The sequence below is a fragment of the Stenotrophomonas terrae genome (assembly GCF_001431465.1).
GTDB lineage: Bacteria > Pseudomonadota > Gammaproteobacteria > Xanthomonadales > Xanthomonadaceae > Stenotrophomonas > Stenotrophomonas terrae.
Map to the genome: position 1 here is coordinate 1 of NZ_LDJJ01000079.1, position 22,704 is coordinate 22,704.

Consider the following 22,704-nt stretch of genomic DNA (forward strand, 5'->3'; position numbering starts at 1 on the left):
TGGAAATCCTGGTCAACAATGCCGGTATCACCCGCGACACCACGTTCCACCGGATGAGCCCGGAGCAGTGGCATGAGGTGATCAATACCAACCTCAACTCGGTGTTCAACGTGACCCGCCCGGTGATCGAAGGCATGCGCAAGCGCGGCTGGGGCCGGGTCATCCAGATCAGCTCGATCAACGGCCTCAAGGGCCAGTACGGCCAGGCCAACTACGCCGCCGCCAAGGCCGGCATGCATGGCTTCACCATCTCCCTGGCGCGCGAGAACGCCGGCTTCGGCATCACCGTCAACACCATCTCGCCCGGCTATGTGGCCACCGACATGGTGATGGCCGTACCCGAGGAAGTGCGGGCAAAGATCATTGCCGACATCCCCACCGGGCGCCTGGGCAAGCCGGAGGAGATCGCCTACGCGGTGGCCTTCCTGGTTGCCGAGGAAGCCAGCTGGATCACCGGCTCCAACCTGGACATCAATGGCGGCCACCACATGGGCTGGTGACAGGCCCCACCATGTTGCAGGGCACAGCCTTTCATGCTGCGCAACAAACCCAGCGTTCTCCGATGCTTGCAACCTGTACTAATGGCGGTTGCAAGCCCTGCTGCACTGCGCCATGCTGCGCACCTACCGTGACGAGTGACTGCTTAATGGCTGCGACCCGCATCATCAAGAAGTATCCGAATCGCCGGCTCTACGACACCGAGATTTCCAGCTACATCACCATCGAAGACGTACGCCAGTTGATTCTGGACGGCGAGGAGTTCGAGGTCCGTGACGCCAAGAGCGGCGACGACCTGACCCGTTCGGTGCTGCTGCAGATCATCGCGGACAAGGAGCAGGACGGCGAGCCGATGCTGTCGACCCAGCTGTTGAGCCAGCTCATCCGTTTCTACGGCGACTCGTTGCAGGGCTTCATGGGCAATTACCTGGAGCGCAGCATGCAGGTGTTCCTGGACCAGCAGCAGCAGTTCCGCCAGCAGATGGGCAACCTGCTTGGGCAGACCCCGTGGGCGATGATGAACCAGCTCACCGAGCGCAACCTGGAGCTGTGGCAGGAATTCCAGCGCAACATGGGCACCGGTTTTGGCGGCACCCGCCCGCCGGCAGCGTCCGGCAAGCCAACGGATCCGCCGCCGGCCAGCCCGGCTGGCAAGACCCGCAGCAGCCGCTGAGGGTTGCCTACAGAAAGGCCGACGCAAGCGTCGGCCTTTTGCTTTGTGGGTCAGGCTTTTTTGCTTCTTTTTGTGGGAGCGGCGTAAGCCGCGAAGCTCATCGACTATCAGGCATCGGTAGCTTCGCGGCTTACGCCGCTCCCACAAACTCGTGCCGGCTCAGCGCTTGCAGGCGCTGCAGATCCGCTCGACCTTGTAGCCCTGCGCGCGGAGCTTTTCCACCACGCCATCGCTGCCCAGCAGATGCAGCGCGCCAACCACCACGAGGGTGTTGCCACGGCCCGGTTGCAGCCACTGCTTCAAGCTCGGCAACCAGGCGTCATTGCGCTCCACGTTGATCCGCTGATACAGGCCCGGATACTCGCGTTTCATCTGCGCAGCCATGTCGCGCCACAGCATCACGTCGTCGCCACGGCGCCAGGCATCGTGCAGCTGACGGCTCTGTTCGTCGCCCTTCTCCACCTGCTCCAGTGCCTCGCGCAGCAGCTGGCGCTGCTCGTCGTTGCTCATGCTGTCGAGCATGCTGATCTGCGAGGCGGCGCTTTCAAGGCCAGCGGTCGGCTTGTTGGCCTGCGCCGCACGCTCCATCAGATGCCGGTCCAGGCCCGACTTCGGATCCAGGCCCTGCCGCGTCATCTGCGCGATGCTGACGGTCAGCCCCACGAACCAGGGCTTGAGGCCGGCCAGCCGATCGACCGGCATGTTGTTGGCCGCACCCCAGGCTTCAAGCTGCCGCCAGGTTGCCGGATCCAGATCGTCCTTGAGCTGGCGACCATCGCGGCGCAATGCGGCCTGCATCATCTGCGTGGCCAGCTCCGGCGAATTCATTTCCTCCGGCGACAGCTCGAACAGCAGCCGCTGCGCACCGGCGAATGCGCGGTCCACGTCGCTGGACAGCGGGTAATCATCGGCCTTGAGCAGATGGAACGAACCCAGCAGGTACAGCTCGCTGCCCTGCGCACCGGTGACCTTCCACAACAGCGGCACCGGCGGCTGCTTGCCCGCCTTGGGCGCGGCCGCGGCAGCCAGCAGCGGCGTTGCGATCAACAGGCCGGTGGCCAACAACAGTCCCAGACGTTTGATCCAGCTCATGCGGCCGGCTCCTGCTTGGGCTTGGCATAGGCTTTTTCACCGGCCTCCACCGCCATGTCCAGACGATTCTCCGGCGGCGGCAAGGGACAGGTGGCAAACGCGGTGAATGCACATGGCGGGTTGTAGGCGCGATTGAAATCGATCACCACTTCACTCTTGCCGTTGGGCACGTCCAGATCGATGTAGCGGCCCGCCGCATAACTGCCGCGGCCGCTGGTGCGATCGGCGAAGATCACCTGCAGCGGACGCCCGGCATCGCCCAATGCTTCCAGCCGCCAGGTGCGTCCGTCGCGTTCGAACTCGATGGCGCCGGCATTGGCCAGCTCAGTGGTCAGGCCGGTGATATCAACGATGGGCAGGGTCTTGTTGACGTCGTTCGGCACGAAGCGCGCGGTGATGCGCCAGCTCGGATCGGCCGGCCAGTAATCCAGATGGCTGAACTGGGCACGCGCCGGAGCATCGGCATGCTTCACCCGCAACCCGAAACGCGGGCCGCGTTCGATCAGGCTCAGGCTGCCCTTGTCATCGTCGAAATGAATCACCGTCGGTGTCTCGGCATGGTCGCTGTGCAAGGGGATGCGACCTTTCACCACCTGCCCATCGACCTTCACCGATACACCCGGTTCCGGTGCGAAGAACCATGACTTGCCCTCGCGGGTGACCAGCCCCATCCGCGGCGGGCCCACTGCCAGGCGGATACCGCTGGTGCTGCCGCTGCCAATGTAATGCGCTTTCAGATCCAGCCAATGCAGCCCGACCAGGCTGGTCCAGCCATCCGTCGCCAATAGCTCGGTCAAGCGCTGTTCGCGCCACAGACCATTGTCGCGCGCGAAGCTCGGATCGACCTGCGCCGCTGGCTTGGCCTTGTTCGCATCATCGCCGCAGCCGCCCAGCAGCATCACGGCAATCAGCGCCGCGCCCCCCAATAGGTATTTCATCAACGCCCCCGCAGGAACCAGCGATCAATTTCAGCCAAGGAAAAGCGCGCCCAGGTGGGGCGGCCATGGTTGCATTGCCCGGAGCGCTCGGTGATTTCCATGTCGCGCAACAAGGCATTCATTTCAGGGATGGTCAGGCGCCGGTTGGCGCGCACCGCGCCGTGGCAGGCCATGGTGGACAGCAGCTCGTCGCGCGCGGTGGCGATGCGCCGGCTTTGGCCGTGCTCACGCAGATCACCCAACACATCACGCAGCAGACCTTCCGGCTCGGCATTGGCAAGCAGGGCCGGAATGCTGCGCACATGCAGCGAACCGGGGCCGGAACGGGTTACCTCGAACCCCAGTGCTGCCAGGGTTGCAGCCTCGCGCTCGGCGGTATCGGCATCGCGCTCGCCCACCGCCAGGGTCATCGGCACCAGCAGCGGCTGCGCGTGCAGACCGATGCCGTCATGCGCGTTTTTCAGGCGTTCGTAGCCGATGCGCTCGTGGGCGGCATGCATGTCCACCACGATCAGGCCTTCGGCGTTCTCGGCCAGGATGTAGATGCCATGCAGCTGCGCGATGGCATAGCCCAGCGGCGGCACGCCGGCATCATTGGATGTGGGCGGCAGCGACGGGCCGTTGTCGGCCTGACGCATCGTTGCATCGTCACCGGCCGCTGCCGACGAGTACAACGCCGCATAGGCCGATGGCGCGTCAGCAACCTGCAGGCCGAGCGGCGATTGCCGCGCCTGCCAGTTGCCACTGCCACCGCCGGCACTGCCGCCCGGGCGCGACAACACATAGCCGCCGGCGCCATACGCCGGTGCCGGCTGCTGCAGCTGCGGATCGGCCGGATGTACCTGACCCGCAGTTGGCTCCATGCCGGCACGGGTTTCGGCCAGGGCGTCCTTGAGCGTGCGATAGACAAAGTCGTGGATCAGCCGCGAATCACGGAAACGCACTTCGTGCTTGGCCGGATGCACGTTGACGTCGACCCGGGTCGGGTCCAGCTCCAGGAACAGTACATAGGCCGGCTGGCGACCGTGATACAGCACATCGCCGTAAGCCATCTTGACCGCATGGCTGACGCTGCGATCGCGTACCGAGCGGCCATTGACGTAGAGATACTGCTGGTCGGCACTGGCCCGCGAATACTGCGGCTGTGCGATCCAGCCGTGCAGGCGCAGGCCTGCCGCGCTGTGATCCACGCGCAAGGCCTGGCGCGCGAAGTCCTCGCCCAGGGTTTCGCCAAGGCGCGCATCCGAATACAGATCGCCAGGTTTGTAGCGCCGCGATGGCTTGCCGTTGTGCGAAACCCGCAGCTCGACATCCGGACGTGCCAGCGCCAGCGAGCGCAGCCATTCCTCGATGTGGCCCAGCTCGGTGCGTTCGGCGCGCAGGAACTTGCGCCGTGCCGGCACGTTGTAGAACAGCTCGCGCACTTCCACCGTAGTCCCCGGCGCATGCGCCCGCGGTGCCACCTCGCCGAGCTTGCCGCCTTCAATCTGCAGTGCGGAGCCGCGCTCATCCTCGGCACGACGCGAGGCCAGGGTGAAACGGCTGACCGAGGCAATCGATGGCAGCGCCTCGCCACGGAAGCCGAGCGTAGCCACCGACTCCAGATCGTCCAGGCTGGCGATCTTGCTGGTGGCATGCCGCGACACCGCCAGCGGCAACTGCTCGGCGGCGATACCACCACCGTTGTCGCGGATGCGGATCAGGCGGACGCCGCCTTCTTCCAGATCGATATCCACGCGCGTGGCGCCGGCATCAAGGGCATTCTCGACCAGCTCCTTGACCACCGAAGCAGGCCGTTCAACCACCTCGCCGGCGGCGATCTGGTTGATCAGGATTTCCGGCAGGGGGCGGATCGCATTCATGCCACACCGCCAGGCAACTGCAGGGCCTTGCCGAGGTTTATGAACGAGGTTTTGAGGGGGATCAGGCTGACATCATGCATGCGCACGATGATAGCCGAGCGCAGCCTCAACACCGATATCGGTGCTGGTCAATCGTGCCGCATCCCAACAGTTCCTTGTGGGAGCGGCGTCAGCCGCGAAGCTGACATTGCTGCAGGCCTTGGTGCCCTGGCGATCTGTTGGTGCGTCAGCTTCGCGGCTGACGCCGCTCCCACAAAATAAAAAACCGATGCCCGCATCGCTGGCATCGGTTTTCATATGTCTCATAGCTTGAAACCGCGTCAGGAGCGGGCTTCAAGCCGGCCCTGCCTTACTTGCTGCCACCTGCAACGGTGCCTGCAGCGGCATCCATCTCGGCCTGGGCGCGGGCGGCGAACAAGGTGCCCGGCGGCGGCTGGCGGCTGAAGAAGGTATGCACGCCATCGAGCACGGCACCGGCGATACGGCGCTGATAGGCCGGATCAATCAGGCGACGCTCTTCATCCGGGTTGGAGATGAACGCGGTTTCGACCAGCATCGCCGGCATGTCCGAGGTACGCAGCACCGCGAAGTTGGCGCGCTCCAGGTTCGGCTTGTGATTGTTGCCGATGCGCTTGAGCCCGCCCAGCACATGCCCGGCCGCGTCTTCGGAGGCCTTCATATAGCCGCTCTGGGCCAGGTCCAGCAGCACATTGGCCAAGGTGCCCTCGGTGCGGGTCAGGCTGACACCGCCGATCAGATCGGCCGAGTTTTCCTTGTCCGCCAGCCAGCGCGCACGCTGCGAAGAGGCGCCCTTGGTCGACAGCACATAGACCGATGAACCCGTCGCCGACCGGTTCTCGGCGGCATCGGCATGGATCGAGATGAAGATGTCAGCCTTGGCCGCACGCGCACGCTGGGCGCGCATCGGCAGCGGGATGAATACGTCGGTGTCGCGGGTCAGGTAAGCACGCAGGCCCGGCGTGGCATTGACCTGGCGGGCCAACTCACGCGCAACGGCCAGCGTTACGTCCTTCTCACGCTTGCCGGTAGGCCCGACGGCGCCCGGATCCTGGCCACCGTGGCCCGGATCGATGGCAACCACCAGATTGCGCATGCCCGGTGCCATGCGAATTCGTGACGCGTCACTTGGCATCACCGGACGCGGCGCCGGCGTCGGCGCTGCGGCAACCGGAGCGGTGGCGGCAGGGTTCGGCGTGATCGGGGTCGGCACGCCGGTGGCAATGGTGGTGCGGATCGGCGTGCCCTGCCCATTGAGGATGGCTGCCGGCGAGGCCGTTGACGGGCTGGCCACGGCGGGAGCGCTGGCAACCACGGTCGTGGCAACGGCCGGCGCGGGGCTGGGCGCCGCCTGGACGGGTGCCGGCGGCGGCGTGGTGGCCTGCTGGCGCACTGCCGCGGTCAGCGCTGCGGTAGCGCGGGCTGCCTCGGCACGGGCCTGCTCAGGGTTCACTGCCGGGGTGGCCAGCGCAGGGTTCGACGCTGGCGTAGCCACGGCAGGTGCGCTTGCAGCCGGAGCGGCAGCAACAACTGCCGGCGCTGGGGTGCCGGCACGCGGCGCGGTTTCACCCGGCCACTCGATCAGAAGCTTGGACTCGGCGCCCTGCCCCTGCATCTGCGGCTTGAACGCAGCCACGGACTCGGCAAGGTCGAACACCACCCGGAATGTGCCAGCGACCGGATTACCGGTGCGCACTGCCGTCACCACACCAACCGGCGAAGGCAATTTCAGGCCGCGCACGGAGGTGGAATCGGGGAAATCGATCACCAGGCGGTTGGGACCGGCCAGGCTGATGGTCTTGTAGCTGCCACCACCGGCCAACTGGATCTCAGCGCGGGTGCCGGTGGCACCGGCGCTCAGGCCGACCCCGCGGATCTCACCGGCCCACGCGGAAGCGCTGGCCAGGCACAGGCCGGCGACGGCGACAGACAAAGCGAACAGGCGGTTTCCCGTAGTCATGGGCGGATTCAATCACCGGAATTCAGTAATTGCAACATGTTTTCCCTTAATAATCCGCAACCTGCCGTAACTTCCTGTAGTCAGAGGGCAGGAAGCCCCTGCAAGTGGGGCGTTTTGCGCAGCCGCTGCAGCCAGGCTTCGCCGACCGGACTATGCGCCTGCAGCTGCGCGCGGCGGCCATGGCCATCGATTTCCAGCGCCACCAGCAGGTCCAGCGGCGGCAGACCACCGGCCCCACGTTCGGGCCATTCGATCAACCACAGGTCGGCGCTGGCGTCGTCCAGGCCAAGGAAATCCAGCTCGCCGGCATTGCCGATCCGGTACAGATCCAGATGCCAGGCTTCGCCGCTGTCCAGCGGATAGCGTTCGATCAAGGTGTAGGTAGGGCTGCGGATCGGCCCCTGCACGCCCAGCGCGCGCAACAAGGCGCGGGCCAGGGTGGATTTCCCGGCACCAAGATCCCCTTGCAGGTGAACCACCGCCTGCGCGGGCCGGGTCTGGGCCAAGGCCTGACCCAGCAGGTCGGTGCTCTCGGCTTGGGGCAATGACAATTCGATCATGGACACATTATGGATTGGCAAGGGCGCGCAGGTGCGGCAATAGATCGCGCGGCAACAGCCCACGCTCACCTTCGGCCGCTGCGGCATCACCAGCCAGGCTGTGCAGCAGGGCTCCGGTACTGGCTGCATCGAAGGGCGACAGGCCCTGCGCGCGCAGCGCCGCGATGACGCCGGTCAGCAGGTCGCCCATGCCGCCCACCGCCATGCCCGGGTTGCCGGCGGCAAGCACCCGCGGCAGCTGTGCAGGCGCGGCAATCACGCTGCCAGCGCCCTTGAGCACGACAACCGCCGCGTAGCGCGTGGCCAAGGCATGGGCGGCGGCAAAACGATCGCGCTGGATGCTGGCGGTATCGGTATCGAGCAGGCGCGCGGCCTCGCCCGGATGCGGGGTGAGAATGGCCTGTGGCAGCGGCCGTGGAGCCGCCGCCAGCAGATTCAGGCCATCGGCATCAAGCAGCAGCGGCTTGCCACTGGCCAGCGCCGCCGACCACAGCGCCTGCGCCCAGTCGTCCTGGCCCAGCCCCGGCCCCAGCGCAATGACGCCGGCACGCGCCAGCAGCGGTGCGAAATCCTCGGAACTATCCACCGCATGCGCCATCGCCTCGGGGCAACGCGCCAACAGCGGTGCCACGTGCAGCGCACGGGTCGCCACGCTGCACAAGCCAGCGCCACTGCGCAGCGCGGCCTCGGCACTGAGCATCACCGCACCGCCGCTGCCATGGTTGCCGCCCACACACAGCACATGGCCGGATTCACCCTTGTGGGTATTGAGCCGACGCGGCGGCAGCAGTGCCGCCAATTGCGGCCTGGCCCAGCGCAGCGCGCTGGCCTTGACCCCGTCGAATGCAAGCGGCGGCACCTCCAGCGTGGCCAGCAGCCGCTGTGCGGCATGCTCGAGCGCCGCCCCCGTATGCAGGCCCTGGTGGGCGACGATGAACTGCAATACGCGCTGCGCGCGCACGGCCGCGCCGGGCACGTTGCCGGTGAGGGCATCAACGCCGCTGGGCACATCCAAGGCAAACACCGGCGCTGCGGCGGCGTTGATCACCTCGATCAGCGCTGCGTCTTCGGCCTGTGGCGCGCGGCTGAAGCCGATGCCATACAGCGCATCGACGATCAGATCGGCCTGCTGCAGGCAGTCGGGCGTGATCTCGACGTGGCCGCCGACGGCCAGGTAGTCGGTACAGGCGCGCTGCGCCAAGGGCGTGCGCGGCGAAGCATCGGCCAGATGCAGCACGCTGACCTCGCGCCCGGATTGGCGGGCGTGACGGGCCAGCACATAGCCGTCACCGCCGTTATTGCCCGGCCCGCAGACCACCACGATGCGGCGCGCCTGCGGCCAATACTGCAGCGCGGTCTGCCACGCGGCGTGGCCTGCGCGCTGCATCAGCACATACGCATCGCCGCCCAGGGCGGCGGTCGCCTGCCCATCAATCTGGCGGGCAGCGGCGATATCGAACAGTTCGACGGGCTCTGACATGCCGGCAATTCTATACTTGCGCCATGTCTGAAGCCGTTACCGCCGCAAATCCTGCCCAGTTGTCACTGCGCATCCGCCAGCTCGCCCGCGAGGCAGGCTTCCAGCGTTGTGGTGTCAGCGGCATCGAGCTGGGCGAGGATGAAGCGCATCTGGCCGACTGGCTGGGCAAGGGCCTGTACGGGACGATGGAGTGGATGGCCCGCCATGGCACCCTGCGCGCACGCCCGCAGGAATTGCTGCCGGGCACGCTGCGGGTGATTTCGGTGGGCCTGGATTACGGCCACAAGGACGACGCCGAAGCCTGGGCCAACTTGAACGACAGCGAGCGCGCCTATGTGGCGCGTTATGCGCTGGGCCGCGATTACCACAAGCTGATGCGCAACCGGCTGCAGAAGCTGGCCGAACGTATCGGCAGCGAGATCGGCCCGTTTGGTTACCGCGTGTTCGTCGACTCGGCACCGGTGCTGGAACGTGCATTGGCACGCAATGCCGGGTTGGGCTGGATCGGCAAACACACCTGCCTGATCGACCGCAACGGCGGCTCGTGGTTCTTCCTTGGCGAGATCTATGTCGACCTGCCATTGCCGGTGGATGTACCCGCCACCGCACACTGCGGGACCTGCACGCGCTGCATCGATGTCTGCCCGACCGCGGCCATCATCGCCCCGCACCGGCTGGATGCACGCCGCTGCATCTCCTACCTGACCATCGAGCACGAAGGCGCCATCCCGCTGGACATGCGCCCACTGATGGGCAACCGCATCTACGGTTGCGACGACTGCCAACTGGTCTGCCCCTGGAACAAGTTCGCCCAGCGCACCGACGAGCCGGATTTCCGCGCCCGCAACAACCTGGATACCGCCACCCTGCCCGAACTGTTCGCCTGGGAAGAGGACGAGTTCCTGCGTCGCACCGAAGGCAGCCCGATCCGCCGCAGCGGCCACGAGCGCTGGTTGCGCAATATCGCCGTGGCGCTGGGCAATGCCGCGCCCTCGCCTGTCGTGCAACAGGCACTGCAGACGCGTCAGGCACATCCCTCGGAGGTGGTACGCGAGCATGTGCAATGGGCGCTGCAGCGGCATGCCGGCGACACGCCGAAGCAATAGCCAAGCACCTGCCGCCTCGATCTGCTCGACTGCTCCGGCCGCTCCCGTAAGATAGTGACCAATAGTTCGCCTGCGCCAATGGCTGCGGCGAGCGCCCCACCGGCAAAGCAATTCAATAATGGCCTCCAGCAACGACATCCTCACCCCCAACCAGCTCAACACCCTGGCGCGCGATCTGCTGGAAAGCACGTTTCCGCTGGTGTGGGTGGAAGGTGAGCTCGGCAGCGTCAGCCGCCCCGCTTCCGGGCATCTGTATTTCACCCTGAAGGATGCGCGTGCACAGGTCCGCGCGGCGATGTTCAAGCCCAAGAGCCAGTGGCTGAAATTCATTCCGCGCGAAGGCATGCGCGTGCTGGTGCGTGGCCGGCTGACCCTGTACGAGGCACGTGGCGATTACCAGCTGATCCTCGATCACATGGAGGAAGCTGGCGAAGGCGCGTTGCGCCGCGCCTATGATGAACTCAAGGCCCGGCTGGAAGCCGAAGGACTGTTCGACCCCGCACGCAAGCGGCCAATGCCGGCGCATGTGCGCCGACTGGCGGTGATCACCTCGCCCAGCGGTGCGGCCGTACGTGACGTGCTGAGCGTGCTGGAGCGGCGCTTCCCGATGCTGGAAGTCGAGCTGCTGCCGTCGCTGGTACAGGGCGCCACCGCCGCACCGCAGATCACCTCGCTGCTGCGCCAGGCCGATGCCAGTGGCCGCTACGATGTGATCCTGCTGACCCGTGGTGGCGGCTCGCTGGAAGACCTGTGGGCCTTCAACGACGAACAGCTGGCGCGCGCGGTTGCCGCCAGCACGACGCCGGTGGTTTCGGCGGTGGGCCACGAGACCGATTTCAGCCTGACCGACTTCGCCGCCGACCTGCGTGCGCCAACCCCATCGGTGGCAGCCGAACTGCTGGTACCCGACCAGCGTGACCTGGCCCTGCGCGTACGTCGCCTGGCGCAACGCCTGAACCAACTGCAGGTGCATGCACTGGGCCAGGCCATGCAACGCGCCGACCGCGCCGCGCTGCGCCTGCAGGCCCACAGCCCGCAGGCGCGCCTGAGCCTGCTCGAACATCGCCAGCAGGCCGCCTTCGCGCGCCTGCAATCGCAATGGCGGCAGCAGCTGGAGCGCCGCACTGCGCGCCTGGCCCACGCCGCCACCGGGCTGCGTGGCAACCAACCACAGCGCCGCTTGAATGCTTTGGCTGAAAAGCTGGCGACGCTGGCGCCGCGCGCACATGCGGCCATGACCCGCCAGCTGCAGGGCGATGCCCTGCGCTTGCGTGGCATCGCCCGTTCGCTGGAAGCGGTAAGCCCCTTGGCCACGGTGGCGCGCGGCTATTCCATCCTGACCCGGGTGGAAGACGGTGCGCTGGTGCGCTCCGCCGCACAGGTCAAACCCGGCGAGCAGCTGCGCGCGCGCCTGTCTGAAGGCGAGCTGCAACTGCGGGTGGAACACGTTGACGGCACGCCGGCCAACGGCGAACCCACTCAGGGCTGAGCCGGCAGCGCATCCCAGCGTTCGACAATGATCTGTGCCAGCTTGGCCGGGTCGCGGTCGAAATGATGTCCACCGGGGCGCTCAACCGCCTGCATGCGCGCATCGCCCTGCAGGTCCCGGCACAGGCTGTCCTTCTCGTCCGCCCCGTAGATGCATTGCTGCGCAACCGGCTGCAGGCCCGCCAAGGCTGGCTGCACCGGCACCTCCTGGGCGCGGAACCAGCCCAGCCAGCCACCGACCCGCACTTCAAACGCCGCACCGTGGGCAAGCCCCAGCAGTGATACCAGGCGCACCGAACGGCGTTGCGGCTCGCTCAGCAGCGGATAGGCAAACGGCAACACATCCGCACCGAAGGAATAGCCCACCAGCGCCACGTCATCGGCCTGCCAACGCTGCCGGTAGCTGCGCACGACGCTGTCCAGGTCGGCACCCAGCTCCGCCGCCGTGCGCTTTTTCCAGAAGTAACGCAGGCTGTTCCAACCGACCACGGAAATGCTGCGCTGGTTGAGTTCATGTGCCAACCCCTTGTCCAGGTCACGCCAACCGCCGTCGCCAGAGATCAGCACCACCAGCCGCTTGCTGCCGGCAACCGGCATTTCGATCAGCGGCAGGTTGGCAATCCCCTGCACCGGCGCGGCACCGAGCACTGTTGGCAGCGTCGCCAACAACGCCGCCTCGGCGACCTGCCTGACCGGCACGGCTGCCGTGCCACCTTGGCAGCCGGTGGCAGCTGACGCATCGGCCGTGGTCACCAGCGCCGCTGCCATTTCACCCGGTGCCGCCCCGGCCGCGCTGTCACGCACCAGCCCGGCGCTCTCGCCCTGGCCCAACAGGACCGGCAGGAAAAACTGGTCAGCACGCTCGCGCTTGAGCAGCTTCTGGGTGAGCAGGGCCGCATCATCGGCCATCGCCCGGCAACTACCATTGCCCTTGTGCAGCTGTTCCCGGTAACGCGCCGCATCCACCACCGCCACCCAGGCACCGGCCTGCGCCAAGCGTTCTGCGAACTGCTGCCGCCGCGCTTGTGGCAAGGCCGGGTCGGCGAAATAGATGATCAGCCCTCGCGGTACCGATGGCGGCTCAAGCACCTGCACGCGACCATAACGGCCGGCATTCATACGCTTGGCATGCGCAGGCCAGCCACAGCTGACCACCACCATGATCAGCAATACCCCCAGCCCCAACACTGCAGCACGACGCATCCGCAACCTCTGACAAAAGTAACAACGCCGGCGAGCATCCACCGGCGTTCGTTACGTGCTTGTGCAATGCGTCAACGCGCTTGCTAGCGAGCCGCTGCGCCCGCCGTGCAATAGCGCTGGCGGTACTCCAGTGCCTTGGGCATCAGCGCCTGCAGGTTCTGGATGCGTGTACCGGGATTGGGATGGGTGGAGGAGAATTCCGGCGGCGCCTGGCCGCCACTGGCCTGGCTCATGCGCTGCCACAACGGCACCGCCTCTTCCGGGTTGAAACAGGCCGCCGCGGCGAGCATCAGCCCCACTTCATCGGCCTGGGTTTCGTGCGAGCGCGCGTAGGGCAGCAGATAGCCGTAGCCCATGGCCGACATCATCATCTGTTGCTGCTGCACGTCCATGCCGCTGGCCGCGCCGGCCATCTGGCCGATCTGGGTCAGCTTCTGCTGGGCCATGCGCTGGGCGCCGTGGCGCAGCAGCGCGTGGGCGATTTCGTGGCCCATCACCACCGCCAACGCATCGGCGTTCTGCGCGACCGGAATCAAGCCGGTATAGACCGCCATCTTGCCGCCGGGCAGGCAGAATGCATTGGCTTCATCGGACTGCAGGACATTCACGTCCCACTCGAAATCCTTGGCGAAATGCTGCGGCTGCAGGCCATGCTCCTGCGCCAACGAGGTCTCCACAACATCCACCTTGGCGATCAGGCGGTTGGCGATCTCACGTACCTGGCGAGCGATCTGCGAATTCGGATCGACCGGACGCTCCTGCGCAAGGATCTCCTGGTAGGCCTGCAGGCCCATCGCCTTCTCTTCACTGGCATTGAGCGAGCTGTCGATCAGCACCTTCTCGCCGGTATACGGGTCCACCGAGCGATTGCCGAAGTAATAGCAACCGCCATACACCGCAAAGCCCAGCAGGATCACCCAACGGATATTGCCGAACAGGCCGCCGCCACGCCGGCGTTGGCCGCCATTGCCTTGGTTACCGAAAGGATCTTGTCGCATGGTTGGGTTCCGTCTGGGCCGGGCTGGCCTTGGCCGATGGTAACGCCAGCGTACGCCGCTGCAAGGTCAAATGCCGCGCACCAGACGGAAACCGATGCGCGCGGAGGTGACGTCCGAGTCCTGGGACTGCCGCCATGCCGCGCGGGTCTGCTCCGGCGCATTGGCCCAGTTGCCGCCGCGGATCACCCGCTGCCGGCAACCCGGGTTGTACCAGGCAGCGCCATCGGCCGGCGCACGCCGGTAGCTGGCATGCCAGCAATCGGCCACCCACTCGCTGACGTTGCCGCTGACATCGTGCAGGCCCCAGGCGTTGGCGCGGAACATCGCCACCGGCGCAGTCCCCCAGAAACCGTCGCCGTAGCCGATGAAAGCATTGTTCCAATGGCGGCCGCTGGGTGACACATCCAGACTGCCGGTGAAGTTGCCACTGTTCTCCGGCGGTGTCATCGAGCGCCCCCACGGGTAGCGCCCCTGGCTGCCTGCACGCAGCGCATATTCGAACTCCGACTCACTGGGCAGCCGGTAATAGCGCCCGGTCTGCTCGGACAACCAGGTCGCATAGGCCTCGGCATCACGCACGCTGACATGCATCACCGGGCTATTGGGTGCGGCCTTGGCGCCGTTGTAATCGGACTGCCAATCCACCCCGCTGCGGCGGATGAAATTGCCGCTGCGCTCGTCATAGACAATGGAATGGCCGCGCCGGGTAGCCCGCGGCCGCGCCTTGGCCGCTTCGACGAAGCGGCGGAAGTCGGCCACGGTGACTTCGGTGATCGACATGGCAAAGCCGCGCTCGAAGCGCACCTGATGTTGCGGCCGCTCGGCGTCGCTGCTGCCGATCTCGCCCTCGGCCGCGCCCATCTGGAAGCTGCCATACGGCACCACCACCATCTGTGGCCCGCGGCTGCCATCGGCCAGCGCATCGCTGAACACCTGGCCCGGACGGAAGCTGCCGTAATGGGTGACCAGCTCGATGCGTTCGCGCAGCAGGACCACGGTGCGGTCACCGGGCAGCGCAATGCGCTCGGCCTGGGCCAGTTTCAGCTGGGCGTCCTTCAGCCCCTTGGACGACACCAGATCGCGCAGGCCACCTTCACGCAGGGCATCAAGCTGGGCGGTACGGATGTTCTCGATGCGCGCCCGCGCATCCTTCAGGGTCACCGCTTCACCACGGATGGTGGTGGCCTTGTCCAGCCAGCGCGCCGCTGCGTCAAAATCCGACTCCATCGCGGCGGCGTACTCGGCGCGGCGGATCAAGCCACTTTCGACCGCGGCCAAGCCCTGTCTGGCCCGGCTGTTGAGTGGGTCGGTAGCCAGCACTTCGCGGAAGGCCGCCTGCGCACCACCGCCATCCTCACCAAACTGGTGCTGGCGCAGGGCCTGCTCGCCGGCCCGATTCAACGCCAGCAGCCGCCGCGCCACCGCGATGCGCTGCTGCAAGGCCTGCTCGGCCTTGCCTTCCGGCGCCAGGGCCACAGCCACGCCGGCGATTTCGGCCGCCTGGGCCAGCGCCTGACGCTGGTTCTCGGGTTGCGCCATCAAGGCCGTGGCCTGCGCGCGCAGCCGCTGCCGGGCCTTGTCCAGGCCGCGCTGCGCGGCCCGATCCTGCGGTTGCAGGGCCAGGATGGCCAGGTACAGCGGAATCGCATCCTCGGCATCGCGGTACAGCCGGTCCTCGGCCAAGGCCTTGTCAGCGGCCTTGCGTGCCTCGGCCAGCTCGCTGGGCTGCAGACTCACTTCCGGCGCGTTCCAGACCGGCAGGGCGATGCTTTCAACCTGCGGCGCAGGGTCTGGCGTAGCGGCCTTCGCCTTGGCCGCAGCCGCCGCTTCGGCTTCGGCCTTGGCTTCAGCACGCGCCTCGGCCCGCGCCTCCAGCCGCTCGACCAGCGTTGGATTCTTGGCAGGCTCCGCATTTGGCGCGACCGAAGGCGCACTGCCGCTACATCCGGCCAAGGCCCCAAACAGCGCCGCCAGAGCCAACAATTGGCCGGTTTTACCCAAAAACGCCTCCATGACCTTGCACACTTCTCCGGGAGCGGCCCGACGTTAGGCTATTCTCGCCTGCCTGAGCAAACCCTGCAGTTGACGGAACCCCACGTGGCTTACTGGATCAAACACCCGGCGGAGTTGGAAGAACGCTACCGCCAGCGCCCGAGCCGGATCGGGCTGGACACCGAATTCATCCGCGAACGCACCTATTGGCCGCAGCTGGCCCTGGTACAGATGGCGGTCGGCGACGAAATCCTGCTGATCGACCCGCTGATACCGGGCATGTGCGAGGCGCTCAAACCCTGGCTGACCGACACCTCGATCACCAAGATCATGCACAGCGCCAGCGAAGACCTAGTGGCCTTCAAGTGCGCCTGCGACGCGCTGCCGCGGCCGCTGTTCGACACCCAGATTGGTGCCGCCCTGGCCGGCATCGGCGGCGGCATGGGCTACCAGAAGCTGGTGGCCGAGATCACCGGCGTCACCCTGCCCAAGGGCGAGACCCGCTCGGACTGGCTCAAGCGCCCGCTCAGCGAGGCTCAGCTGGAATACGCCGCCGACGACGTGGAATACCTGTTCGCCCTGCACGACACCATCAGTGCCAAGCTGCAGGCGGCAAACCGCATGCAATGGCTGCAGGACGACGGCGAGCGCCTGCTGGCCAGCGTTGAAGGCGACGAAGGCGAGCTTTGGCCACACCTGTCGATGCGCTCCTCGCAGGTACTGGAGCGCGACGCACAGCTGCGCCTGCTGCGCCTGCTGCGTTGGCGTGACCAGCAGGCGCGCAGCAGCGACAAGCCGCGCAGCTGGATCCTGGACAACGAACTGGCCAACCTGCTGGCACGCAACCCGCCGGCAGACTACGACAGCATGCTCAAGCTGTTCGGCCGCTTCCCCAAAGCCCCGCGCAAGCTGGCGCAATCGCTGTGGGAAGCCCTCAACACCCCGCTTGCCGACGAAGCCCTCGCGCCGATGGCCCTGCCCGCCACCGATGGCAACAAGAACACCATCAAGCGCCTGCAGGACGCAGTGAGCAAACGCAGCGCCGAGCTGGAACTGCCCGAAGGCCTGCTGGCCTCGCGCAAGCACCTGGAAGCACTGCTGGAAAGCGGCAACTGGCCCACCGCACTGGCCGGCTGGCGCCAGCAACAATTGGAACCGGTGCTGCGGCCACTGCTGCCCACCACCTGAGCAACAGCACGCCCCGACCACGTCGGGGCGTGCAAAAACGCAACTGTAGTGCCGAGCCATGCTCGGCAAAAAACCAACCGCAAGTCACATCAGCCAAATGCATCGGCAACGTCGGCAGGCGCGCTACAAGCCCCAAACAGCACTCACACAAATTGCGGACCAGGCGCGCGCCCTGTCATCGCCAGCTTCGCGGCTGACGCCGCTCCCACAAAAGCCAACCAGCGCCCTGTAGTGCCGAGCCATGCTCGGCAAAAAACCAACCGCAAGCCACATCAGCCAAATGCGTCGGCAACGTCGGCAGGCGCGCTACAAGCCCCGAACAGCACCCGCATAAATTGCGGACCAAGCGCGCGGCCCGTGTCGATCGTCAGCTTCGCGGCTGACGCCGCTCCCACAAAAGCACACCAGCGCCGCGTAGCCCGATCCTTGCTGGGCAGACACAACACCAACGCAACCTCAACTCGATCAAATCCGCCGCAAATCGCGACCACAAAAAAGGGCTCGCATTTCTGCGAACCCTTGAAATTTTGGTGGCCGAGGACGGAATCGAACCGCCGACACGGGGATTTTCAATCCCCTGCTCTACCAACTGAGCTACTCGGCCACTTTGTTTTGTTTTCGTCGGCGTTGCTGCCGTCGAGGAGGCGTATATTACGGAGCTATTTCGATTTCGGCAAGCCAATTTCACAAAAATTTTCACATCCGCTGAAAATTCCTTGAAATGCCTTGCGCGGCCGAGCTTGCGAGCCACAGAGCAGCAGCAAGGCCTGGCGAAAATTTGATCAAACCACCCGCAACCAGCGCACAAACGCAAAGAGCCGCATCATCCGACGCGGCTCTTTGTTTGAAGACTTGGTGGAGCGGAGGAGGATCGAACTCCCGACCTTCGCATTGCGAACGCGACGCTCTCCCAGCTGAGCTACCGCCCCACGCGGTGAACCGAGCATAGCGCTGTTGCCCGCGCCACGCAAAACGCCACGGCCCGGATCGAACGCGAGCGGCGCCCGGATGGAGGGGATCGCTCCGCCGCCCCGAGTGCGATGGGCTACTCAGCAACATCACTGCGGCAGTATCGCCACCCAGATTTACGTGGTACGGGAACGAGAGCGACAAGGACGGCAGCAGATCCTTCACTGCTCTGCCCCTCTTCGTCGATCACGGACGATCCGTATCCAGCCTCCGACCATCCCGGCATCCTATCTTGGCGGTAAGCCAACTTACAGAAGCCGGTTCAATGCGTGTCCAGCTGACCAAACGCCAAGTCGAAACCTATCAGCCCCAAGAGCGCCCCTATGAAGTACGGGACGCCCAGGTGCGAGGACTGATCTTGCGGGTGCAGCCGTCGGGCCATGAAGCTTGGATCGTGTCGTGGGCGCGTGGGAAGCGGCGCACTATCGGGCCAACGACTGCGATCCCGTTGGATCTAGCTCGCGCTCAAGCCACCCATGCTATCGCTGAGTACCTGCAATCGGGTTTGCCTCGGATCGGACACAGCAAGTCCCACGCCCCTACCCTGCAAGACTTCATCGATCAGCAATATCGGGCTTGGGCCACATTGGAACTCAAACGAGGCCACATGTACGCCAACCGGCTGGAGCAAGTCTTCGTCGATCATCTGGACGATCCATTGACCGATTTCAATACTGCATGGGCGGATCAATGGCTACAGCTGCGCTTGTCTACGCCCACGGGCAAGACCAAGTCCCCGCCCACACGCTCGACTGCGGCACGCGATCTGGCCTGCCTGCGGGCGGCATTGTCCAAAGCGGTCAGCTGGGGGCTGATTCCGACCAACCCCCTGCTGGGCATGCATCCTCGCTCAAACATTATGGACGTTTCGCCAGGTCATAATCCGCGCACAATCTAAGGCGAGGGCATAGTAGAAGACACGAATGGATCGGCTGCACACATTGACTCAAATCGTACCGACGCTGCAGGTGCCGTGTTCCACGACTCGCTCCATTTCGTGCCCGGCCTCGGTGACGGCAGAAAGTCAGATGGCTACACGCAGGGCTTTGATATGAATGGAAACCGAGTGCGCACGGGATATAAGCCCGGCTTCGGCCCAAATCAAATAATGGCAAATACTGGTGGAAACATGATGAAGGCGTTCGAAACGAGCTTCTTGAAAGATGCATTCAATGGAAACGGAAGTGCGAGAGAGCTGTATACATTATTGAAGGACGATGCAAAATGATGCGCCGCACGTTTTCAGTTTTTTTGCAACAACGATTTCTATTTTATCGATTGATTCCTCCCCTGCTTCGGGGCCGCCACCTGTTAGCCGCCCCCAGGCCTGCGCGGCCACTTATTGCGTAGAGGTGATTTCGCAAGAACCATACAATCCATACCAGGTCGAAGTAGTAACCGACATGGAAGGGCGCACCTCTAGACTAATGTTAAAACTAAGGGGAGGCGGTGTAGTGGCGTTTCAATCCAGGCTCATTGAGCGCCCGCACATCGGCGGGGTTCCATATGTTCCCAATTGGAAGTATGAAGGTCGCCTTGCCATTGCCTCCGCTTGTTTGACGTGCGCAGAGCCAGGTCGGAAGCTAGATGTGGTACTGGGCACCGCGGTTTCAGGCGTATCTTTTGTTCAGTCCAGAAATCTGACGGAATCAATGGAGGTTTGTTATTGGCCCCTGAACTTTGCTTCAGCGGGCTACAGAACTAACTCTGGTCTGTTGCTTGGTGACAGGGTCTGTATAGGCGACACAGGAAGCTGAGATTCAGACAAAATAGGCCAGCGCTACTACGATCCGCATGTCGACTTCCCGTATTTCAATGCCAGGCTAAATTAGAGGTCTCCGGTTCGTGACCACCTCCCAGCTTTTTGAGCCATTCAAAAGTAGAGGAATTCGGCGAAACCAACCCCAAGCAGAGAGGTGGTTTTGCCATGAAGAAGTCGAAGCTCACCGAAGAGCGGATTGCGTTTGCCTTGCGCCAGGCCGAGCGCGGCACATCGGTCGGCGAGACGTGCCGGAAGATGGGCATTTTCGAGGCTACGTTCTACAACTGGAAGAAGAAGTACGGCGGCTTGGGCGTGTCCGAGCTGCGGCGCGTACGGCAACTGGAGGAAGAGAACCGCAAGCTCAAGCAGCTGGTCGCAGATCTGAGCCTGGACAAAGTGATGCTTCAGAACGTCATTCAAAAAAGCTCTGAGGCAGGGGCAGCGACATACGCTCATCAGCTTTCTGCAGCGTGCTTACGGAATCAGCCAACGGCGGGCATGCGCCGTGATGCGCCAGGCCCGTTCCGGGCTGGCGTACAAACCGGTGCGCAAGATTCTGGATGCGCCATTGACGCGGCGCATCGAGGAGATAGCGCAGACGCGGGTGCGTTACGGCTACCAACGCATCCACATTCTGCTGCGTCGTGAAGGCTGGCCGATCAATCGCAAACGCGTGCATCGGCTGTACAAGCTGGCAGGGTTGAACTTGCGCTCAAAGCGACCGCGGCGGCGCAGGGCCGCTGCGGACCGATTGGATCGACCAGTACTCACCGCACCCAACCAGAGCTGGAGCATGGATTTCGTTAGCGATGCGCTCTTCGATGGACGTCGTTTCCGCTCGCTGACCGTGGTCGACAACTTCAGCCGCGAATGCCTGGCCATTGTCATGGGGCAGAGCCTGCGTGGCGAGGATGTTGTCGAAACGCTGGAATACCTGCGACAGGAACGCGGTTCACCGCGCCGGGTTCAGGCAGATAACGGACCTGAATTCATCAGTATCGTGCTGGACAAATGGGCTTACGATCACGGCGTTACGATCGATTCTTCGCGCCCGGGTAAGCCGGCCGATAACGCGTTCGTCGAATCTTTCAATGGTTCATTCCGCGACGAATGTCTGAACGTGCACTGGCTCCTGCCCCTTGACGACGCCCGCCGAAAGATCGAAAACTGGAGAACCGACTACAATCATTTTCGTCCGTATTCATCCCTGGGAAATGCCGCGCCAGCGCAGTTCGCCGAGGCATTTCGGACAGCCCCAAACACGCCGATTTTTCTACCTTAGATCGGCTTAAGATTTGAGAGGCCGCCATGCAGAGTGACCCGATTGGGCTGGGTGGCGGATAAGTACGCATGGGTATGCGGGCGGGAATCCGTTGGCTGGAATAGACCCCGAAGGACTAGCCTGCAGATCAGCTGCTGGGCTAACACATTGCGAGTATCCGAACGGTCCCATTTTTACTTTGCCCACGCCATCTGACTTTCAAGACTTCGACGTGAGCGATGTCCTGCATTACAATTACGACATAACTCGTGACTTAGGATGTGCGGAACCTGGAGCTGTGATGCAAGCGCTCGTGAACCACCCCACGCTATCACCGTACGCGAGACCCGCTACTCCGGGCCGCACAAGCCATAACGACGCGAGCGTATTGGGACGAGGGAACAACTTGGTTACTTCATATTTGACAACGGATCTGCGGAATGGCAATGCGCTAGTTGTCAACATTACGGCTCCAGGCAGCATGTTCAGTCCGGGATACGTGGCGAGAACTGTAAACGGCGGAGTCGCTCACACGTACAGTGAAGGTGCTAACTGGTCCCAGCAGGACAGATCCCTTCCTGATGCGCTGGCGAATGAGGTCGTGCGGGGGGCGGCAGATGGAAAAATGCTTGAGCGGAGCGCCAAGCGATGTGGATGCCAATGAGATCGCCTGATCTGCGTGCATTTGTATCTCTTCTTCTTGCATCCATCGTGCCTGGTGTAGCGGCACTTGTCACGTCTCAGGGAGAGCGTGATCCACTCGATGATTTGCTAGGAGTGGCGATTTGGTACATGTTTTCGTTGCTTACTGTTTTTCCCATAGGTATCGCTACGTACTACATCCTGCGGCGCTCCAAGATCCCTTTCCTTGTATCTGCGCCCGTTGTTGGAGCTTTGGCAAGTGCCGGTCTCGCGCATCTGTTGTATCGTCAGGGCATGGTTGAGGGGCAGCTTTTATATTTTATTGCTGTGGGATCTGTAACCGGGCTCGTTGCAGCTGGGTTCAATAATATGCTGGCGCGCATTGGCGGGCGAAAAGGATTGGGGTGAGCTTGCTGTTCGGTCGAGTTGGAATCTTCTCCCGGAAGGAGCAGGCGCCGGGGAAATCCCACCCCCAGGAATGTATCGCCGTGTTTCAATGCGAACGAGTGGAGATGTTGTTGTAAGTCCTGACGACCATGACTGCAGCTCGGCGAGTTGCCCGCACGAGCGTGACTGACGGCCATTCAACTCTCCTATCTATGAGCTGAAACGATGATTCCTCCTGAAAAATCGGTGTTATCCCTGTCTCGAGTTCGCTTCTACTCAACAGGAGACGAGGATGCATTCTTTCATTGGCTGAACAGGATCAAGTGCATCTCTCACCATGAAGGCCTAGGGGCTGAGCTTTTATTGCATGTCGATTCCCGAGCTGTTGATGAAGCCTCTTTGCGGGATTTGATTGCTTTTTTCTGGAGGTATGAAGTACCCATGGAACAGCTTGCGATTTTCGACCGCACTGCCCATTCGAGCTGGTTGCGCAATCAGAAGTCCTTCTGGTTTGCGTCAATGTTCGGCACCACCCCTCATTGAATCGCACATGCATTGGAGGCTTCAGCGCATATAGGCTCGAGACAGCTGCAGGCTTATGAGCTTGCATCTCAAGCAGCTTGCAGC

20 protein-coding genes and 2 tRNA genes are annotated in these 22,704 nt (G+C 64.0%); 10 read left to right on the forward strand and 12 right to left on the reverse strand.

All coding sequences use genetic code 11. From position 1 onward, the window contains the following. Together phbB and phaR are read left to right on the forward strand one after the other, a co-directional pair. Positions 1-500 (forward strand): acetoacetyl-CoA reductase (gene phbB / locus ABB27_RS17950; RefSeq protein WP_057630508.1); only part of this gene is annotated, 500 nt, incomplete at its 5' end. Between the two features lie 146 nt (positions 501-646). Then, positions 647-1,171 carry a polyhydroxyalkanoate synthesis repressor PhaR gene (gene phaR, locus ABB27_RS17955; protein WP_057630510.1) on the forward strand — a complete coding sequence of 175 codons (525 nt, stop codon included), beginning with the start codon at positions 647-649 and terminating at the stop codon, positions 1,169-1,171. 159 nt (positions 1,172-1,330) lie between these two features. On the opposite strand, the gene ABB27_RS17960 is transcribed toward phaR, so the two are convergent. The 7 genes from ABB27_RS17960 to ABB27_RS17985 form a co-directional block, all read right to left on the reverse strand. Beyond that, positions 1,331-2,263, reverse strand: a complete 933-nt coding sequence (locus ABB27_RS17960; protein WP_057630512.1) for a TraB/GumN family protein — start codon at positions 2,261-2,263, stop codon at positions 1,331-1,333. Further along, the gene (locus ABB27_RS17965; protein ID WP_057630514.1) at positions 2,260-3,201 is read right to left on the reverse strand and encodes a DUF1684 domain-containing protein; all 942 of its coding nucleotides are present in this window, start codon (positions 3,199-3,201) and stop codon (positions 2,260-2,262) included. The genes ABB27_RS17960 and ABB27_RS17965 overlap by 4 nt, the downstream gene beginning before the upstream one ends. Next, positions 3,201-5,063: a DNA mismatch repair endonuclease MutL gene (gene mutL, locus ABB27_RS17970; RefSeq protein ID WP_057630516.1), complete on the reverse strand. Its 1,863-nt coding sequence runs from the start codon at positions 5,061-5,063 to the stop codon at positions 3,201-3,203. Before mutL ends, ABB27_RS17965 begins: the two co-directional genes overlap by 1 nt. 72 nt (positions 5,064-5,135) lie before the next feature. After that, positions 5,136-5,360, reverse strand: coding sequence for a hypothetical protein (locus ABB27_RS19825; protein WP_152984672.1), 225 nt, complete (start codon positions 5,358-5,360; stop codon positions 5,136-5,138). A 52-nt stretch (positions 5,361-5,412) separates the two neighbouring features. After that, positions 5,413-7,041 (reverse strand): N-acetylmuramoyl-L-alanine amidase, encoded by a 1,629-nt coding sequence (locus ABB27_RS17975; protein ID WP_057630517.1) that lies wholly within the window; start codon positions 7,039-7,041, stop codon positions 5,413-5,415. 80 nt (positions 7,042-7,121) lie between these two features. After that, positions 7,122-7,601, reverse strand: a complete 480-nt coding sequence (gene tsaE, locus ABB27_RS17980) for a tRNA (adenosine(37)-N6)-threonylcarbamoyltransferase complex ATPase subunit type 1 TsaE (protein WP_057630519.1) — start codon at positions 7,599-7,601, stop codon at positions 7,122-7,124. A 7-nt stretch (positions 7,602-7,608) separates the two neighbouring features. After that, the gene (locus tag ABB27_RS17985; protein ID WP_057630521.1) at positions 7,609-9,081 is read right to left on the reverse strand and encodes a bifunctional ADP-dependent NAD(P)H-hydrate dehydratase/NAD(P)H-hydrate epimerase; all 1,473 of its coding nucleotides are present in this window, start codon (positions 9,079-9,081) and stop codon (positions 7,609-7,611) included. 23 nt (positions 9,082-9,104) lie between these two features. Between ABB27_RS17985 and queG the strand changes: the two genes are divergently transcribed. Continuing rightward, on the forward strand, positions 9,105-10,187 hold the full coding sequence (gene queG, locus ABB27_RS17990) for a tRNA epoxyqueuosine(34) reductase QueG (protein WP_057630523.1): 1,083 nt from the start codon (positions 9,105-9,107) through the stop codon (positions 10,185-10,187). A 118-nt stretch (positions 10,188-10,305) separates the two neighbouring features. Further along, entirely contained in the window at positions 10,306-11,676 is a 1,371-nt protein-coding gene (gene xseA, locus ABB27_RS17995) for an exodeoxyribonuclease VII large subunit (RefSeq protein ID WP_057630526.1), read from the forward strand. On the opposite strand, the gene ABB27_RS18000 is transcribed toward xseA, so the two are convergent. The 3 genes from ABB27_RS18000 to ABB27_RS18010 form a co-directional block, all read right to left on the reverse strand. Continuing rightward, positions 11,667-12,878 carry an AcvB/VirJ family lysyl-phosphatidylglycerol hydrolase gene (locus ABB27_RS18000; protein ID WP_057630528.1) on the reverse strand — a complete coding sequence of 404 codons (1,212 nt, stop codon included), beginning with the start codon at positions 12,876-12,878 and terminating at the stop codon, positions 11,667-11,669. The two genes, xseA and ABB27_RS18000, sit on opposite strands and share 10 nt — an antisense overlap. Positions 12,879-12,961: 83 nt before the next feature. Beyond that, positions 12,962-13,876 (reverse strand): M48 family metallopeptidase, encoded by a 915-nt coding sequence (locus ABB27_RS18005; RefSeq protein ID WP_057630530.1) that lies wholly within the window; start codon positions 13,874-13,876, stop codon positions 12,962-12,964. A 66-nt stretch (positions 13,877-13,942) separates the two neighbouring features. Then, entirely contained in the window at positions 13,943-15,889 is a 1,947-nt protein-coding gene (locus ABB27_RS18010; RefSeq protein WP_057630532.1) for a formylglycine-generating enzyme family protein, read from the reverse strand. Positions 15,890-15,973: 84 nt separating this feature from the next. On the opposite strand from ABB27_RS18010, the gene rnd reads away from it, so the two are divergent. After that, the gene (gene rnd / locus ABB27_RS18015) at positions 15,974-17,056 is read left to right on the forward strand and encodes a ribonuclease D (RefSeq protein WP_057630534.1); all 1,083 of its coding nucleotides are present in this window, start codon (positions 15,974-15,976) and stop codon (positions 17,054-17,056) included. A 528-nt stretch (positions 17,057-17,584) separates the two neighbouring features. Here the strand turns inward: rnd and ABB27_RS18020 are convergent. After that, positions 17,585-17,660: transfer RNA gene (locus tag ABB27_RS18020), tRNA-Phe, on the reverse strand. A 249-nt stretch (positions 17,661-17,909) separates the two neighbouring features. Further along, positions 17,910-17,985 (reverse strand) — tRNA-Ala (locus ABB27_RS18025). A 305-nt stretch (positions 17,986-18,290) separates the two neighbouring features. Between ABB27_RS18025 and ABB27_RS19830 the strand changes: the two genes are divergently transcribed. The 5 genes from ABB27_RS19830 to ABB27_RS19845 all read left to right on the forward strand — a co-directional run bounded on the left by ABB27_RS19830 (position 18,291) and on the right by ABB27_RS19845 (position 22,620). Beyond that, positions 18,291-18,923 (forward strand): Arm DNA-binding domain-containing protein, encoded by a 633-nt coding sequence (locus tag ABB27_RS19830; protein WP_152984674.1) that lies wholly within the window; start codon positions 18,291-18,293, stop codon positions 18,921-18,923. 75 nt (positions 18,924-18,998) lie between these two features. Continuing rightward, positions 18,999-19,253, forward strand: a complete 255-nt coding sequence (locus tag ABB27_RS19835; RefSeq protein WP_152984675.1) for a hypothetical protein — start codon at positions 18,999-19,001, stop codon at positions 19,251-19,253. Between the two features lie 699 nt (positions 19,254-19,952). After that, a protein-coding gene (locus ABB27_RS18040; RefSeq protein WP_152984676.1) for an IS3 family transposase occupies positions 19,953-21,069 on the forward strand; the annotation gives its coding sequence in 2 pieces (ribosomal slippage) (positions 19,953-20,206 and positions 20,205-21,069; 1,119 coding nt in all). Between the two features lie 627 nt (positions 21,070-21,696). Continuing rightward, positions 21,697-22,098: a hypothetical protein gene (locus ABB27_RS19840; protein ID WP_152984677.1), complete on the forward strand. Its 402-nt coding sequence runs from the start codon at positions 21,697-21,699 to the stop codon at positions 22,096-22,098. 204 nt (positions 22,099-22,302) lie between these two features. After that, positions 22,303-22,620, forward strand: a complete 318-nt coding sequence (locus ABB27_RS19845; protein ID WP_152984678.1) for a hypothetical protein — start codon at positions 22,303-22,305, stop codon at positions 22,618-22,620. Positions 22,621-22,704: the final 84 nt, after the last annotated feature.